12 protein-coding genes are annotated in these 15,390 nt (G+C 60.5%); 5 read left to right on the forward strand and 7 right to left on the reverse strand.

Going from position 1 to position 15,390, the window contains the following annotated elements:
* Positions 1-41: 41 nt before the first annotated feature.
* The 7 genes from cheB to ACWKWM_RS12270 all read right to left on the reverse strand — a co-directional run bounded on the left by cheB (position 42) and on the right by ACWKWM_RS12270 (position 9,263).
* A complete protein-coding gene (gene cheB, locus ACWKWM_RS12240; protein ID WP_483846396.1) occupies positions 42-1,052 on the reverse strand; it encodes a chemotaxis-specific protein-glutamate methyltransferase CheB in 1,011 nt (336 codons plus the stop codon).
* Positions 1,049-3,445, reverse strand: coding sequence for a response regulator (locus tag ACWKWM_RS12245; protein ID WP_483846397.1), 2,397 nt, complete (start codon positions 3,443-3,445; stop codon positions 1,049-1,051). Before ACWKWM_RS12245 ends, cheB begins: the two co-directional genes overlap by 4 nt.
* Positions 3,442-4,128 carry a chemotaxis protein CheW gene (locus ACWKWM_RS12250; RefSeq protein ID WP_483846398.1) on the reverse strand — a complete coding sequence of 229 codons (687 nt, stop codon included), beginning with the start codon at positions 4,126-4,128 and terminating at the stop codon, positions 3,442-3,444. Before ACWKWM_RS12250 ends, ACWKWM_RS12245 begins: the two co-directional genes overlap by 4 nt.
* Positions 4,125-5,396 (reverse strand): CheR family methyltransferase, encoded by a 1,272-nt coding sequence (locus ACWKWM_RS12255; RefSeq protein ID WP_483846399.1) that lies wholly within the window; start codon positions 5,394-5,396, stop codon positions 4,125-4,127. Before ACWKWM_RS12255 ends, ACWKWM_RS12250 begins: the two co-directional genes overlap by 4 nt.
* Entirely contained in the window at positions 5,393-5,929 is a 537-nt protein-coding gene (locus ACWKWM_RS12260) for a chemotaxis protein CheW (RefSeq protein WP_483846400.1), read from the reverse strand. The genes ACWKWM_RS12255 and ACWKWM_RS12260 overlap by 4 nt, the downstream gene beginning before the upstream one ends.
* A 9-nt stretch (positions 5,930-5,938) precedes the next feature.
* A complete protein-coding gene (locus ACWKWM_RS12265) occupies positions 5,939-7,561 on the reverse strand; it encodes a methyl-accepting chemotaxis protein (protein ID WP_483846401.1) in 1,623 nt (540 codons plus the stop codon).
* A 973-nt stretch (positions 7,562-8,534) separates the two neighbouring features.
* The gene (locus tag ACWKWM_RS12270; RefSeq protein ID WP_483846402.1) at positions 8,535-9,263 is read right to left on the reverse strand and encodes a tellurite resistance TerB family protein; all 729 of its coding nucleotides are present in this window, start codon (positions 9,261-9,263) and stop codon (positions 8,535-8,537) included.
* Between the two features lie 236 nt (positions 9,264-9,499).
* On the opposite strand from ACWKWM_RS12270, the gene ydcS reads away from it, so the two are divergent.
* From ydcS to ACWKWM_RS12295, 5 genes are all read left to right on the forward strand, one after another.
* On the forward strand, positions 9,500-10,651 hold the full coding sequence (gene ydcS / locus ACWKWM_RS12275; RefSeq protein ID WP_483846403.1) for a putative ABC transporter substrate-binding protein YdcS: 1,152 nt from the start codon (positions 9,500-9,502) through the stop codon (positions 10,649-10,651).
* Positions 10,652-10,798: 147 nt separating this feature from the next.
* Complete coding sequence (locus tag ACWKWM_RS12280; RefSeq protein ID WP_483846404.1) at positions 10,799-11,848, forward strand: ABC transporter ATP-binding protein; 1,050 nt, start codon at positions 10,799-10,801, stop codon at positions 11,846-11,848.
* Between the two features lies 1 nt (position 11,849).
* A complete protein-coding gene (locus ACWKWM_RS12285; RefSeq protein ID WP_483846405.1) occupies positions 11,850-12,800 on the forward strand; it encodes an ABC transporter permease in 951 nt (316 codons plus the stop codon).
* Positions 12,790-13,620: an ABC transporter permease gene (locus ACWKWM_RS12290; protein WP_483846406.1), complete on the forward strand. Its 831-nt coding sequence runs from the start codon at positions 12,790-12,792 to the stop codon at positions 13,618-13,620. Before ACWKWM_RS12285 ends, ACWKWM_RS12290 begins: the two co-directional genes overlap by 11 nt.
* Before the next feature lie 179 nt (positions 13,621-13,799).
* Complete coding sequence (locus ACWKWM_RS12295) at positions 13,800-15,224, forward strand: gamma-aminobutyraldehyde dehydrogenase (RefSeq protein WP_483846407.1); 1,425 nt, start codon at positions 13,800-13,802, stop codon at positions 15,222-15,224.
* The last annotated feature ends 166 nt before the right edge of the window (positions 15,225-15,390 follow it).

The raw sequence follows: 15,390 nt of genomic DNA on the forward strand, positions 1-15,390 counted from the left end.
AGTCTCCTGGTCACAGACGGACTGTGAAATCACCTGGAAAATCATTGGCTGAATGCCTCCTTCAAGCGAGGCGCAATCGTGTCCAGTGGGCGAATCTCTTTGGCGGCATCAATGGCAGCGGCCGCTTTGGGCATGCCGTACACCGCACAACTTTGCTGGTCCTGGGCGATGGTCAAAAACCCGCGCTGACGCATCAGCTTGAGTCCTTGTGCCCCATCACGGCCCATACCTGTCAACAAAACGCCCACTGCATCACCGTTCCAATAGCTGGCTACGCTTTCGAAAAACACATCGATCGACGGCCGATAAATTTCGTTCACCGGCTCTGCTGTGTAAGTCAGTGAGCCGTTTTTCGTTAAGCGAATATGGTGGTTCGTCCCTGCCAGCAGTACTTCGCCGGGTTGTGGTGGCTCTCCATCGCGAGCCAGCCGCACCGGCATGCCGGACGATGAACTCAGCCACTCGGCCATCCCTGCGGCAAACACCTGGTCCACATGCTGCACCAGGACGATGGCGGCCGGAAAGTTCACCGGCAGCCCTTTGAGCAGCACTTCCAACGCGGCCGGTCCGCCAGCCGACGATCCAATCGCCACCAACCCCCGACGCTGGGCGGCTTCACGCACCGGCACCGGCGCTGCCTTTACCCGGCTGTCACGTTGACCGATGAGCCAGCCAATGTTCAGTATCTTGCGCAACAGCGGCGCCGCTGCTTCTTTCGGATTACCACCGCCGATGGCGGGTGTGTCGACCACATCCAGCGCGCCGTGGCCCATGGCTTCGAAGACACGGTGCACATTTTGCTCGCGGTCAACCGTCACAATCACGATGGCGCACGGCGTGGCCGCCATAATACGCCGAGTCGCCTCTACCCCGTCCATCACCGGCATGATCAAATCCATGAGGATCACGTCCGGTGTCAGCTCGGCGCACCGCTCGACAGCTTCCGCGCCATCGCGAGCGACCCAGACCACTTCATGCGCAGGCTCGAAAGCAATGGCGCGGCGCAACGCCTCAATGGCCATGGGCATGTCGTTGACGATAGCGATTTTCATCCTTGCGCTTCCCCTATCAACTCAACGACGGCATCGAGCAGTGCATCGTCGTGAAAACTGGCTTTGGCCAGATAATAATCGGCACCCGCGTCCAGCCCGCGACGACGGTCTTCCTCTCTGTCCTTGTACGACACCACCATCACCGGCAACGACTGCAGCCGGCTGTCGCGCCGCAACAGAGTGACCAGTTCGATACCGTCCATGCGCGGCATGTCGATATCAGTGATCAGCAAATCGAAATCTTCGGCGCGCAAGGCGTTCCAGCCGTCCATGCCATCCACGGCCACCGCCACTTCGTAGCCACGGCTGAGGAGCAATTTGCGCTCCAGCTCGCGTACTGTCAGGGAGTCATCAACCACCAGCACACGCTTGCGTGGTAACGCATTAGCCTGAGGATTACGCCGGTCGATACGCTCCAGCCGTCCGGTGTTGAGCAGCTTCTCCACCGAGCGCAGCATGTCTTCGACGTCGATGATTAATACCGCCGAGCCATCGTCCAGCAGCGCACCGGCGGAGATGTCCTGGACCTTGCCCAGACGCGGGTCCAGCGGCAGCACCACCAGCGTGCGTTCGCCGATAAAACGCTCGACGGCCACGCCATAGACTGCATCGCGTTCGCGGATTACCACCACTTTGAGCACGTCTTCGGCGCTCTGGCTTTGTGGTCGATTGAGCAACTGGCTGGCAGCGACCAGCCCGACATGCCGCTCTTCGTGCCAGAAGTGCTGACGCCCTTCCAGTTGCACGATTTCGTCGGCCTGCACGTCGCGCATGCGTTCAATGTGCGCCAACGGGAAGGCGTAAGCTTCGCCGCCCACCTCCACCACCAGGCTGCGCACCACCGACAGGGTCAGCGGCACTTCGATATGAAAGTGACTGCCTTCGCCTGCGCGCTGCTCCAGTTCGACGCCGCCGCGCAACTGCCGAACCATGTGCAACACCGCGTCCAGGCCGACGCCGCGTCCGGACACCTCAGTGACCTTGTCGCGCATGCTGAAACCTGGCAAGAACAGAAAGCTCAGCAGCTCCTCCTCGCTCAGTTGCGAGGCAGTTTCAATGGGCGACAATTTGCGTTCGATGATGCTGCTGCGCAGTTTTTCGAGATCGACACCGCCGCCGTCATCAATCAACTCCACCACCAGCAAACCGGCCTGATGCGAGGCCTTGAGCTGGATCAGCCCTTCGGCCGACTTGCCCATCGCCAGCCGTTGCTCGGGGGATTCGATACCGTGATCCACCGCGTTGCGCAGCAGATGGGTCAGCGGCGCTTCGAGTTTTTCCAGCACGTCACGATCAACCTGGGTTTTTTCCCCGTCGATCTCAAGCCGCACTTGCTTGCCTAGGGAACGGCCCAGATCACGGACCATCCGCGCCTGGCCTGCCAACACATCGGCAAACGGGCGCATGCGACAGGCGAGCGCGGTGTCGTAGAGCAACTGCGCGCGCTGGCCGGCTTGCCAACCGAACTCATCCAGATCAGCGGTTTGCTGGATCAGCAAATGCTGCGCTTCGCTCAACAGGCGGCGCGCTTCTTCCAGCGCTTTTTGGGCATCGGGATCGACCGTCGCATCGAGCAGCGCTTCAAGGCTGTCGAGCGCCCGGCTCGCACCGCTTTGGGAGCGTTTGACCCGCTGCATTGCGGCCAAGTACGGCTTCAGACGCTGAGTCTCCACCAGCGATTTGCTCGACAGATCCAGCAAGTTATTCAGCCGCTCAGCGGTAACCCGCAAGACCCGCTCGGCGCCCTGGGCCGGGCGTTGTTCGCCTCGGGGCAGCGCGTTTTTAGTGACACGTTCGGAATCGGCGTCAGCGTCCGGGATTGCTGCGGCTTCAGGCGAGACGTCCGGCAGCCCCGCGTCTTGAGGGAGCACCGTTGGCGACGATGTTGGTGTCGGGACTGGTACCGGGACTGATCCAGGCGAAACAGCCAGCAGCAATTGCGCGTTGGCCAACAGCAACTCATCGGCTGAAAGCGGCTCGCCCAGCGGCGTCGCGGCAGTCAGTGGGTTGAGCAGATCATTCATCAGCGCCACGTAGCCGTCGACATCAGATGGCCCGATACTGCTGGCACCCGGTGTCGCGATGCGCATCAGCAGGTCAGTGCCCATCAGCAAGGCGTCGATGTGTTCGGGCTGTAAGTGAAGTCGGCCTTCCTGGGCACTGACCAGGCAATCTTCCATGACGTGGGAGACGCTGACGCCAGCATCGACGCCGACGATCCGCGCCGCGCCCTTGAGTGAGTGCGCTGCGCGCATGCAGGCTTCGAGCTGATCGGCCTGGGTCGGATTGCGCTCCAGGGCTAGCAAGCCTGCGCTCAGCACTTGAGTCTGGGCTTCGGCCTCCAGAGTGAAGAGTTCGAACAACGAAGCGTCACGCATCCAGTCGGGGGTCATGTGAGGCTCCGGTTCACAGCAGACAGCACTTGTTGTTCGTCCAACAGGCGCAGGCTGCGCCGCTTCCACTGCAAAACGCCCTGAGTGAACCTGGCTGTAGCGTGTTCACCTGGCGCAGAAGCTGCGTCCAGCAAGTGCTCTTCCATGGCGTGAATACCATCGACTTCGTCCACCGGCACCACCACCGGACCGCCTTCAGCAGCAACGATCAACATGCGCGGCATGATTCGGCCCGAAGGCACTGCGCCGCTGGCGGTATCAAGCCCGAGCAACTCCACCAGCGAGATACAGGCCACCAGTGCGCCACGCACATTGGCCACGCCCAACAGTGCCCGCGAGCGTTGATGCGGCAGTGAATGAATGGTCTGCAGATTCGCCACTTCCACCAGGCAGCGGGTGGGCAGCCCGAGCCATTCCTCCCCCAAACGGAACACCACAATGGAGCGGGTCTTGATTTCGCCCGGCAGGATGCTCGACTGCACCACGGCGCGGTCCTGCACCACCAAGGCGTAGCGGTCCAGCAGCCGGGTCGCCGCCGCCGAGTACACCGAGCAGTTGCGGCAATGAATGTGCTCGACCAGCAAGGGGCACGAACGGTCGCCGTGAATGCCGATCCGGTTCCAGCAATCATCGATGGTGTGGGCGTCATCGGTGACCATCAATTCGCTGTGCAACTGGCTCATCGAATGCGTCCTTCTTTATTCATCCCGCGCGCGGCACGCTCCTGCAAACGTCTGGCCCCGGCGACATCGCCCTGGCTTGCGAGCAACGCAGCCATTTGCGCCAGCGTTTCAGGGTGCTGCGGCTGCAGGTACAACGCTTTGCGGTAAAAACCCAACGCCTGAGCCGTGTCGCTCGCGACTTCGCTGAGCAGGCCCAGCCAATAGAACACCGCCGCCACCGGTTCGTGACGTTTGAGGTAGCGTTCGCAGGCGGCTTTGGCGTCAGCGGTTTTGCCTTCGTTGGCCAGGCTGCCGATACTGGCGAGCAATGTGCTGGCGTCGCTGTCTGGAGTCATTGCCACAGACGGTTTGAGGGGCGAGAACGATCTGATCGGTGCACGAACCGGCGCCGGAACGGGCGCTTTGACCGCGACTCTGGCACGCTCGGCTATTGGCCAGGTCGCAGCGATCACTGGTTGCTCCAGCGCCACTTCTGCCCGACGGCGAAATGCAAATGACTGTGGGATGCCGATGGAACTCATGCCCATGCGCCCCAGCAAACTGCCCTCGGCGGGACCGATGAACAGCACGCCTTCCTCGCGGGTCATGCGCTTGAGCGCTTCAAACCCGAGGCGCTGTGTTGGCACGTCAAAATAGATCAGCAAGTTGCGACAGAACACAAAATCGTAGGCCGATTGCGCCAGTGGCATGTGCGGATCAAGCAAGTTGCCGGACTGGAAGTCCACGCGATCAGCCACGCGTTCATCGAGCTGATAGCCCTCTTCGACCGGTTGAAAATACCGCTCACGAAAGCTGAGCTGATCGCCACGAAACGAGTTTTTGCCGTACACGCCACGCCGGGCGCGCTGGATCGAAAGAGGGCTGATGTCCACCGCATCGACCTTGAACTGCGCCGGCGCAACGCCTGCATCGAACAACGCCATGGCGATGGAATACGGCTCCTCGCCGGTCGAGCACGGCAAACTGAGGATGCGCAATGGCCTCACGCCGCCCAGTTCAGCCAGGCGCGTCAGAGCCAGTTTGCCCAGCGTGGCGAAGGATTCGGGGTAACGAAAAAACCAGGTTTCGGGGACGATCACCGCTTCAATCAGCGCTTGTTGTTCGTCTGCCGAACCCGTGAGCAGTTGCCAATAAGCATCGCTGTCCGACGCGTGGGAGGCAGTGCAGCGCTGGCGTACGGCGCGCTCGATGATCGCCTCGCCCACCGACGCCACGTCCAGGCCGATGCGATCCTTGAGAAACGCGAAGAACCGCGCGTCTTCGCTCATGGCATCGCCTCGAACGCGTCAACGCTCAGCGGCTGGGACGGAAACAGCAGTTCACGCACTGACTCGTTAAGCAGGTCCTGAACGCGGATCCACTGCAACAGCCCCACTTCGTCTTCGCGCACCGGGCCCAGATACGGCGCCTGGCGGTTGTCTACGCCGTACTCTTTAAATTCGGCGGCGCCACAACGAAGGGTATCGGTGGCCTGTTCCAGAATCAGTCCGAGCAGTTGCGCCGCTCGGTCTGCATCAGGCCGGTAATGCACCAGCACCAGACGGGTGCTGGTACGCGATTGGGCAGGCTGACCGAACGTCAGCGCGCTGAGATCGATGACCGGGATAACCGCACCGCGATGAGCGAACACGCCAGCAACCCAATGCGGCGCCTGAGCGATCGGTTTGAGCGCCAGCCGAGGCAACACTTCGGCCACCTCCACTGCTTCCAGCGCATAGCGTTCGGCGCCGATCCGGAACAGCAGAAACAGCTTGTTCTTGGGCAACACGGGCGACCCGCGTCTGGCTGAATGCTCGATCATCGATCCGACTCAGACCTTGAATCGCGAAACGCCGCCGCGCAGCCCGATCGCGACCTGGCTCAACTCGTCGATGGCGAAACTGGCCTGGCGCAGGGATTCCACGGTCTGGCTGCTGGCATCGCCCAGTTGCACCAGCGCCTGATTGATTTGCTCGGCGCCGGTGGCCTGTGCCTGCATGCCTTCATTGACCATCAGCACGCGTGGCGCGAGGGCCTGGACTTGATGGATGATCTGCGAAAGCTGCTCGCCCACCTGAGTCACTTCGAACATGCCACGACGCACTTCTTCGGAAAACTTGTCCATGCCCATGACGCCTGCGGACACCGCGGACTGAATCTCGCGAACCATCTGTTCGATGTCGTAGGTGGCGACGGCAGTCTGATCGGCCAGGCGACGCACTTCGGTGGCGACCACGGCGAAACCACGGCCGTATTCGCCGGCTTTTTCAGCTTCGATCGCAGCGTTGAGCGACAGCAAGTTGGTCTGATCGGCCACCTTGACGATGGTCACGACCACCTGATTGATGTTGCCGGCCTTCTCGTTGAGGATCGCCAGCTTGGAATTCACCAGGTCTGCGGCGCCCATCACCGAATGCATGGTTTCTTCCATGCGCGCCAGACCTTGCTGGCCGGAGCCTGCGAGGATCGACGCCTGATCGGCGGCGGAAGTAACTTCGGTCATGGTGCGCACCAGATCTCGGGATGTCGCGGCGATTTCCCGGGAAGTCGCACCGATTTCGGTGGTCGTTGCAGCCGTTTCAGTGGCGGTGGCCTGTTGTTGCTTGGAGGTTGCGGCAATCTCGGTGACCGACGTGGTGACCTGCACCGACGAGCGCTGCGCCTGAGAAACCAGTGCGGCAAGCTCAGTGACCATGTCATTGAAGCCGGTTTGCACTGCGCCGAATTCGTCTTTTCGGTCCAGGTTCAAACGGCTGCTGAGATCGCCGGTGCGCATGGTATCGAGGATACGTACGATCAGCGTCATCGGTGCCAGAATCGTGCGCATCAGCAGCAGGCCGCAAGCCCCGGCCGCCAACACGGCTACCAACAAGGAAATGCCCATGCTTAGCTTGGCACTCTGCACCGCAGAATGGATCGCCAGGGAGGCGTCATCCGCCACTTTCTTGTTCATCACAATGATGTCGTTAAGCTGACGGCGGCCGTCGACCCAAACGGGGTTCATGCGCTCTTTGAAGATCTGCCGGGCACCAATGAAATCGTTGGCCTCGTAAGCACGAAGGGTGTCATCGAGCGCTTTATTGAAGATCTGGTGCAGTTTCTCGAAATTGTCGATACCGGCCTGATCGGCTGCATCGAAGACGGTTTTGCGATAGTTGGCCATTTGCGCGTTCAGGCGCGTTTCAAACTCTTGGTACTGATCCTTCTCTTCCTTGGTCAGCGGACGGCCTTCGTCTTCGCCGAGCAATTCCAGGGTACGCAGGTAGCTTTCGACCCAGGCGCTTCGGGTCAGGGTGCTGTAATACACGCCAGGAATGGCGTCGTTACTGACCGCCTCCGAACTGGACTCAATCGACAACAGTCGGGTATACGCCACCACTACCATCAGCAGCATGATGGCGATGATCACAGCGAAGCTCGCCAAAATCCGTTGACGCAACGTCCAGTTCTTCACAGTCAGCCCTCAAGAGTTCAACGCCAGCGGCCACGCCGGGTTCAAGAAGCGGACCGATGGACGGTCCAAAGCGAGCAGGAGTATAGCCCAGCGGCTTACGCACTTACCGGACTCTTTCCGACCTGTTTTGCTAACTTTCCGACACGGATATCAGACGCTTCTGACAAGTTGTCGGCATGAAGAGGCGTTGCTTTAAGGGTGGCGCGCTTTTGCTTCTGGCCGCAGGCCGTAGGAGCGCAGCTTGCTCGCGATCTGGCGCGCAGCGGCAGTAAAACCGGTGCACGCGGTGTGTCTGACGAAACCAAGGTCGTGGGGTTTGGGGCCGCTTCGCTGCCCATCGCTGCTCTCGTAACCTCGAAGAGCTTCTACGCCTTCGGCAGAAGCGGATTTCCAATGTCGCGCGTTTTGATTCTGGCCGCAGGCTGAGGCGGATATGTGGCGCTGCCCGCTTTTGCTTCTGGCCGCAGGCCGTAGGAGCGTAGCTTGCTCGCGATCTGGCGCGCAGCGGCAGTAAAACCGGTGCACGCGGTGTGTCTGATGGAACTGAGGTCGTGGGGGTTGGGGCCGCTTCGCGCCCCATCGCGACCGTCGTTACCTCCGATTGCTCCTACGCCTTCGGCAGAGGCGGATTTTCGATATCGCGCGTTTTGGATTCTGGCCGCAGGCTGAGGCGGATATGTGGCGCTGCCCGCTTTTGATTCTGGCCGCAGGCCGTAGGAGCGTAGCTTGCTCGCGATCTGGCGCGCAGCGGCAGTAAAACCGGTGCACGCGGTGTGTCTGACGAAACCAAGGTCGTGGGGTTTGGGGCCGCTTCGCAGCCCATCGCTGCTCTCGTAACCTCGAAGAGCTCCTACGCCTTTGGCAGAAGCGGATCTGCAGCGCTGCCCGATTTTTGGTTCTGGCCTCTGCGCAGAAGCGGTATCGCGGCGCACACGCTTTCTGTTGGAGCGAGTTGCGCCGCATGGCAGCGCGCTTACTGCGCCTGACGAACCTGGGTCTCCAGTTCGGTCTTGAGCGCAGGGTCAAGCTTGAGTTGTTTGGCCAGTTCGTCCAGATACGCCCGCTCCATAAAGTGTTCTTCGTCGACCATCATCACGCTGGCGATGTACATCTCGGCGGCGATTTCCGGAGTTTTCGCGGCGCGGGCCACGTCGGATGGGTCCAGCGGTTTGTTCAGTTCGGCGTGCAGCCAGTGCTGCAACTCCTGGTCGCCAGTCAATCGGGTGAATTCGCCCTCGATCAACTCGCGCTCCCGGTCATCCACATGACCATCGGCTTTGGCAGCTGCGACCAACGCCCGAAGGATTGCTTCACTGTGCTGCTCGACCTGAGCGGGCGGCACACGGTCGATGGTTTGCGGCTCGGCCTGCGGCGCGTCGCTTTGATTCGCTTGCCAGTTGCCATATGCCTTGTAGGCAATTACTCCGAGCGCCGCCAGCCCACCGTAGGTCAGCACCTTGCCGCCCATCTTACGCGCGCTTTTATTGCCCAACAGCAAACCCATCGCCCCTGCAGCCGCCGCGCCGCCACCCGCGCCAGACAAGAAACCACCCAGATTGCCGCCGCCCACTTTGCCAAGCAGATCACTCAGCCCGCCCTGGCCGCCGCTTTTGTTCTGCACTTGAGAACCACCGCCTGCCTTGTTCTTGAGCAGGTCTTGACCGGATTTGAGTAACTGGTCCAACAATCCACGGGTATTCATAGGATTTATCCTGAGTTGTCGTCGGAAGATTCAACGGCTCGCAGATTAAAACGAACTGTTCGGGCGCTGTTCTCAGGTGTGCTTCCAGATGTTGCTACCCGTAATGGCCCTTTGAATAAAACGATATAGACTCAGCCCAATCGACAACAAAAAGCGGATTGCCCCGTCGATGAGGCCGTTGCGCCAGATCGTCACTTCACACTGCCCCGACCATAATTTGAAAAAGAGGGAAGCCCATGTCAGTGCACAAGACCACGCTGTTAAGCGCTGTGATCACCGCGTTGTTCGCCAGCGCCACGCTGCAGGCAGCTGAAACACTCAAGGCTGTCGGTAATGGCGAAGGCCAGCTCGATATCGTGGCGTGGCCGGGTTACATAGAGCGCGGTGAAAGTGACAAGGCGTATGACTGGGTGACGGGCTTCGAGGAAGAAACCGGGTGCAAGGTCAACGTCAAGACCGCGGCCACTTCTGACGAAATGGTCAGCCTGATGACCAAGGGTGGCTACGACCTGGTGACCGCCTCCGGCGACGCCTCGTTGCGCTTGATTGCTGGAAAACGCGTGCAGCCCATCGACACCTCGCTGATCCCTAACTGGAAAAATCTCGACCCGCGCCTGGTAGGCGGTCAGTGGTATGTCGTAGACAAGCAAACCTATGGCACGCCGTATCAGTGGGGGCCGAATGTGTTGCTGTACAACACCAATGTCTTCAAAACCCCGCCGGTCAGCTGGAGCGTGGTGTTCGAGCCGCAAGACCTGCCCGACGGCAAACCTAACAAAGGCCGAGTGCAGGCCTACGACGGGCCGATCTACATTGCCGACGCAGCGCTTTATCTCAAGACCAAACAGCCTGATCTAAAGATCGAAGACCCCTATCAACTGACCGAAACCCAGTACAAGGCGGTGCTCGATCTGCTGCGTGAACAGCAGCCGTTGATTCACCGCTACTGGCACGATGCAACCGTGCAGATGAGTGACGTGAAGAACGAAGGCGTGGCGGCGTCCAGTTCGTGGGGCTACATGGTCAACGGCCTGCAGGCAGACAAACAGCCCGTGGCATCGACCATCCCGCAGGAAGGCGCCACCGGTTGGGCCGACACCACCATGTTGCACGCCGACGCCAAGCATCCGAACTGTGCCTATAAATGGATGGACTGGTCGCTGCAACCAAAAGTCCAGGGCGATGTAGCGGCTTGGTTCGGTTCACTGCCGGTGGTCCCTGCGGCGTGTAAATCCAGCGAGTTGCTCGGCGCGGAGGGCTGCACCACCAACGGGTTTGACCTGTTCGAGAAGATCGCCTTCTGGAAAACCCCGCAGGCCGAAGGCGGCAAGTTCGTGCCGTATAGCAGGTGGACGCAGGACTACATTGCGATCATGGGCGGGCGTTAGAGCAATGACCTAATTCCCCTGTAGAAGCTGACGAGCACCGCGAGGCTGCGATGCGGTGTGTCAGGCAAATCGCGATCGCAGCCTCGCGGTGCTCGTCAGCCTCCTACAGGGATTCGCGTTTACGTCGATGCCAGCTGGAGCTCTACCATGACCCTTGCAGTCCAGTTCACTAACGTTTCCCGTGTGTTCGGCGAGGTGAAGGCCGTTGACCGGGTTTGCATCGACATTAAGGACGGCGAATTCTTTTCGATGCTCGGCCCCTCCGGCTCGGGCAAGACCACCTGCCTGCGGCTAATCGCAGGTTTCGAGCAGCCCAGCGCCGGCTCGATCCGTATTCACGGCAAAGAAGCCGTTGGGTTGCCGCCGTATCAGCGCGACGTCAACACCGTCTTTCAGGATTACGCGCTATTCCCACACATGAACGTCCTCGACAACGTCGCCTACGGCTTGAAAGTCAAAGGCGTCGGCAAAACCGAGCGCTACAAACGTGCCGACGAAGCGCTCCAGATGGTGGCCCTGGGCAGTTACGGCCAACGCAAACCGGTGCAGCTTTCCGGTGGCCAGCGGCAACGTGTGGCGCTGGCCCGCGCGCTGGTCAATCGTCCGCGAGTGTTACTGCTCGACGAACCCCTCGGCGCCCTCGACCTTAAGCTGCGCGAGCAAATGCAGAGCGAGCTGAAAAAGCTCCAGCGCCAACTCGGCATCACGTTCATCTTCGTCACCCACGACCAGACCGAAGCGCTGTCGATGTCGGACCGCGTGGCGGTATTCAACAAAGGCCGCATCGAACAGGTCGACACCCCGCGCAATCTGTACATGAAACCGGCGACCACCTTCGTCGCTGAATTCGTCGGCACCTCCAACGTCTTGCGCGGCCATTTCGCCCAGCAACTGAGCGGCGCGGCACAGGCGTTTTCCATTCGGCCCGAGCACATTCGCTTTGCGGACGGGCCGGTGGGCAGTCACGAAATTGAAGTCAGCGGTCTGCTGCATGACATCCAGTACCAAGGCAGCGCGACCCGCTATGAACTGACGCTGGATAACGGTCAGGTTCTGAGCATCAGCCAGGCCAACACGCAATGGCTGGACACCAGCGCGCAACACCTGACCGGCCAGCGGCTCACGGCACGCTGGGCGCGCGAAGCCATGATTGCCCTGCATGACACGCCGAACGAGCTTGCGGCCGGGGTGCGTTGAGATGAGTCAGACCCTCGCCCACGTAGCGCCGGTGCCGGGTCAGTCTCCGTTGCGACGCTTCTCCAATCTGCTCTATCGCAAACCAAACCTGTACCTGTCGTTGCTACTGATTGCGCCGCTTTTGTGGTTCGGCGCGATCTACCTCGGCTCGCTGCTGGGTTTGCTATGGCAGGGGTTTTACACCTTCGACGACTTCACCATGGCGGTCACGCCGGACCTGACCCTGGCGAATTTTTCAGCGCTGTTTCAGCCAGCCAACTTCGACGTGATCAAGCGCACGCTGAGCATGGCGATTGCGGTGTCCATCGCCAGCGCCATCGTCGCCTTCCCCATCGCCTACTACATGGCGCGCTACACCACCGGCAAGACCAAAGCGTTTTTCTATATCGCGGTGATGATGCCCATGTGGGCCAGTTACATCGTCAAGGCCTACGCCTGGACGTTGCTGCTGGCCAAGGGCGGCGTGGCGCAATGGTTCGTTCAGCACTTGGGGCTGGAGCCAGTGTTGCACTTCGTCCTGGGCATTCCCGGTGTCGGCGGCAGTACCTTGTCGACCTCGCACCTGGGGCGCTTCCTGGTGTTCGTCTACATCTGGCTGCCGTTCATGATTCTGCCCATTCAAGCGTCGCTGGAACGTCTGCCACCTTCGCTGCTGCAAGCGTCCGCCGACCTTGGCGCCAAGCCTCGGCAGACGTTCATGCACGTGATTTTGCCGCTATCGATTCCGGGCATTGCGGCCGGTTCGATCTTCACCTTCTCGCTGACTTTGGGCGACTTCATCGTGCCGCAACTGATCGGGCCACCGGGTTACTTCGTTGGCAGCATGGTCTACGCCCAGCAAGGCGCGATCGGCAACATGCCGATGGCGGCTGCGTTCACGCTAGTGCCGATTGTGCTGATCGCGATTTACCTGTCCATCGTCAAACGACTGGGGGCTTTCGATGCGCTTTAAGGCTGTAGCAAAAAGCGATAACCAAGCCTCGTGGGGCCTTAAAATCGCGGCGTGGGGCGGGCTGGTGTTTTTGCACTTCCCGATCCTGATCATCTTCATTTACGCGTTCAACACCCAAGACGCGGCATTCAGTTTCCCGCCCAAGGGCTTCACCCTGAAGTGGATCGGCGTGGCGTTCTCCCGGCCTGACGTGCTGGAGTCGATCAAGCTGTCACTGCAGATCGCCTGCGTCGCGACGTTGATCGCGCTGGTGCTGGGGACATTGGCCTCGGCTGCATTGTATCGGCGCGACTTTTTCGGCAAGGACGGCATTTCACTGATGCTGATTCTGCCCATCGCCCTGCCTGGGATCATCACCGGTCTAGCACTGTTGTCGGCGTTCAAGACGCTGGGCATCGAGCCGGGGATGTTCACGATCATCGTCGGCCACGCGACCTTCTGTGTCGTGATCGTCTACAACAACGTTATCGCCCGTTTGCGCCGTACTTCCCACAGCCTGATCGAGGCCTCGATGGACCTGGGCGCCGACGGCTGGCAGACGTTTCGCTACATCATCATGCCCAATCTGGGGTCCGCGTTGCTGGCGGGCGGGATGCTGGCGTTTGCGCTGTCGTTCGATGAAATCATCGTCACGACGTTTACCGCAGGCCATGAGCGCACATTGCCGATCTGGCTGCTCAACCAACTCAGCCGCCCCCGCGATGTGCCGGTGACCAATGTGGTGGCAATGCTCGTGATGCTGGTGACGATGGTGCCGATCCTAGGCGCGTATTACCTGACGCGGGGTGGAGAAAGTGTGGCGGGCAGCGGCGGAAAGTGAACGCAATTTTCTGTAGGAGCTGACGAGCAACGCGAGGCTGCGATAAGGACGGAACGGCCTTCACCCTGTTAACGATCACGACCGCTTCGCGGCCGATCGCAGCCTCGCGTTGCTCGTCAGCTCCTACATTGAAAGCAATCATTCTGACAACGGTTTTGTTCCAAGAAGAGGGCAATTTCATGCAAACCAAACTGCTGATCAACGGCCACCTGGTCGCCGGTGAAGGTCCCGCTCAGCCGGTGTTCAACCCTGCGCTGGGCCGGGTGCTGGTGGAAATCAACGAAGCCAGCGAGGCTCAGGTCGACACCGCTGTGCGCGCTGCTGACGCCGCCTTCGCCGACTGGTCGCAGACCGCGCCGAAAGACCGCTCCTTGCTGTTACTAAAAGTGGCCGACGCCATTGACGCCAACGCCGAGGAACTGGCGAAGCTGGAATCCGACAACTGCGGCAAACCCTATCACGCCGCCCTGAACGATGAGCTGCCAGCGATTGCCGACGTGTTCCGCTTCTTCGCCGGCGCCAGCCGCTGCATGGGTGGTTCAGCGGCGGGGGAATATTTGCCCGGCCACACCTCGATGATCCGTCGCGATCCGATCGGCGTCGTCGCCTCCATCGCGCCGTGGAATTACCCCCTGATGATGGTCGCCTGGAAAATCGCCCCGGCGCTGGCCGCTGGCAATACCGTGGTGCTCAAACCCTCCGAGCAAACCCCGCTCACCGCCCTGCGTTTGGTCGAACTGGCCAACGATATCTTCCCGGCGGGCGTGCTCAACCTGGTGCTTGGTCGGGGCCAGACCGTTGGCAATCCGCTGGTCACGCATCCCAAAGTGCGGATGGTCTCGCTGACCGGTTCGATTGCCACTGGTTCGCACATCATTTCCGGCACCTCAGACAGCGTTAAACGCCTGCACATGGAACTGGGCGGCAAAGCGCCGGTGATCATCTTCGACGATGCCGACGTTGATGCCGCCGTCGAGGGCATTCGCACGTTCGGCTTCTACAACGCGGGGCAAGACTGCACCGCAGCGTGCCGGATTTATGCGCAAGCGGGCATCTACCAGCAGTTCGTCGAAAAACTCGGCGCAGCGGTCAGCAGTATCAAGGTCGGGTTGCAGAGTGACCCCCAGACCGAACTTGGCCCGCTGATCAGCGCGCAACATCGTGATCGTGTGGCCGGTTTTGTCGAACGCGCAGTGGCGCAGTCGCACACGCGCTTGATCACGGGAGGCAAAGCCATCGATGGCAATGGTTACTTCTTCCAGCCCACCGTGATTGCCGACGTGCAGCAGGACGACGAAATCGTGCGTCGTGAAGTGTTCGGACCCGTGGTCTCAGTGACGCAATTCAATGATGAAGATCAGGTGCTGGAGTGGGCCAACGATTCGGACTACGGCCTGGCCTCGTCCATTTGGACTCAAGATGTAGGGCGCGCTCATCGGTTGGCAGCCCGCTTGCAATACGGCTGCACTTGGGTGAATACGCACTTTATGCTCGTCAGCGAAATGCCCCACGGCGGTCAGAAGTTGTCCGGTTACGGGAAGGACATGTCGATGTACGGACTAGAGGATTACACAACGGTGCGTCACGTGATGTTCAAGCATTAATGCGCCATGCCACAAGATCGTCTCGCCAACAAGTTGGCTCCTACAGAGCCGTGCTAGCTGGTGCACCTCGATCCGATAGGAGCGAACTTGTTCGCGAGGCTTTGGACATGACACCCCGCCAGATCGCCTCGCCAACAAGTTGGCTCCTACAGAGCCGTGCTAGCTG

This window comes from Pseudomonas rosaeacicularis (genome assembly GCF_057128745.1).

Bases quoted from the DNA above. Each gene is read 5' to 3' on its own strand.
- cheB (WP_483846396.1), bottom strand. From the start codon at position 1,052: ATGAAAATCGCTATCGTCAACGACATGCCCATGGCCATTGAGGCGTTG.
- ACWKWM_RS12245 (WP_483846397.1), bottom strand. From the start codon at position 3,445: ATGACCCCCGACTGGATGCGTGACGCTTCGTTGTTCGAACTCTTCACT.
- ACWKWM_RS12250 (WP_483846398.1), bottom strand. From the start codon at position 4,128: ATGAGCCAGTTGCACAGCGAATTGATGGTCACCGATGACGCCCACACC.
- ACWKWM_RS12255 (WP_483846399.1), bottom strand. From the start codon at position 5,396: ATGAGCGAAGACGCGCGGTTCTTCGCGTTTCTCAAGGATCGCATCGGC.
- ACWKWM_RS12260 (WP_483846400.1), bottom strand. From the start codon at position 5,929: ATGATCGAGCATTCAGCCAGACGCGGGTCGCCCGTGTTGCCCAAGAAC.
- ACWKWM_RS12270 (WP_483846402.1), bottom strand. From the start codon at position 9,263: ATGAATACCCGTGGATTGTTGGACCAGTTACTCAAATCCGGTCAAGAC.
- ydcS (WP_483846403.1), top strand. From the start codon at position 9,500: ATGTCAGTGCACAAGACCACGCTGTTAAGCGCTGTGATCACCGCGTTG.
- ACWKWM_RS12280 (WP_483846404.1), top strand. From the start codon at position 10,799: ATGACCCTTGCAGTCCAGTTCACTAACGTTTCCCGTGTGTTCGGCGAG.
- ACWKWM_RS12285 (WP_483846405.1), top strand. From the start codon at position 11,850: ATGAGTCAGACCCTCGCCCACGTAGCGCCGGTGCCGGGTCAGTCTCCG.
- ACWKWM_RS12290 (WP_483846406.1), top strand. From the start codon at position 12,790: ATGCGCTTTAAGGCTGTAGCAAAAAGCGATAACCAAGCCTCGTGGGGC.
- ACWKWM_RS12295 (WP_483846407.1), top strand. From the start codon at position 13,800: ATGCAAACCAAACTGCTGATCAACGGCCACCTGGTCGCCGGTGAAGGT.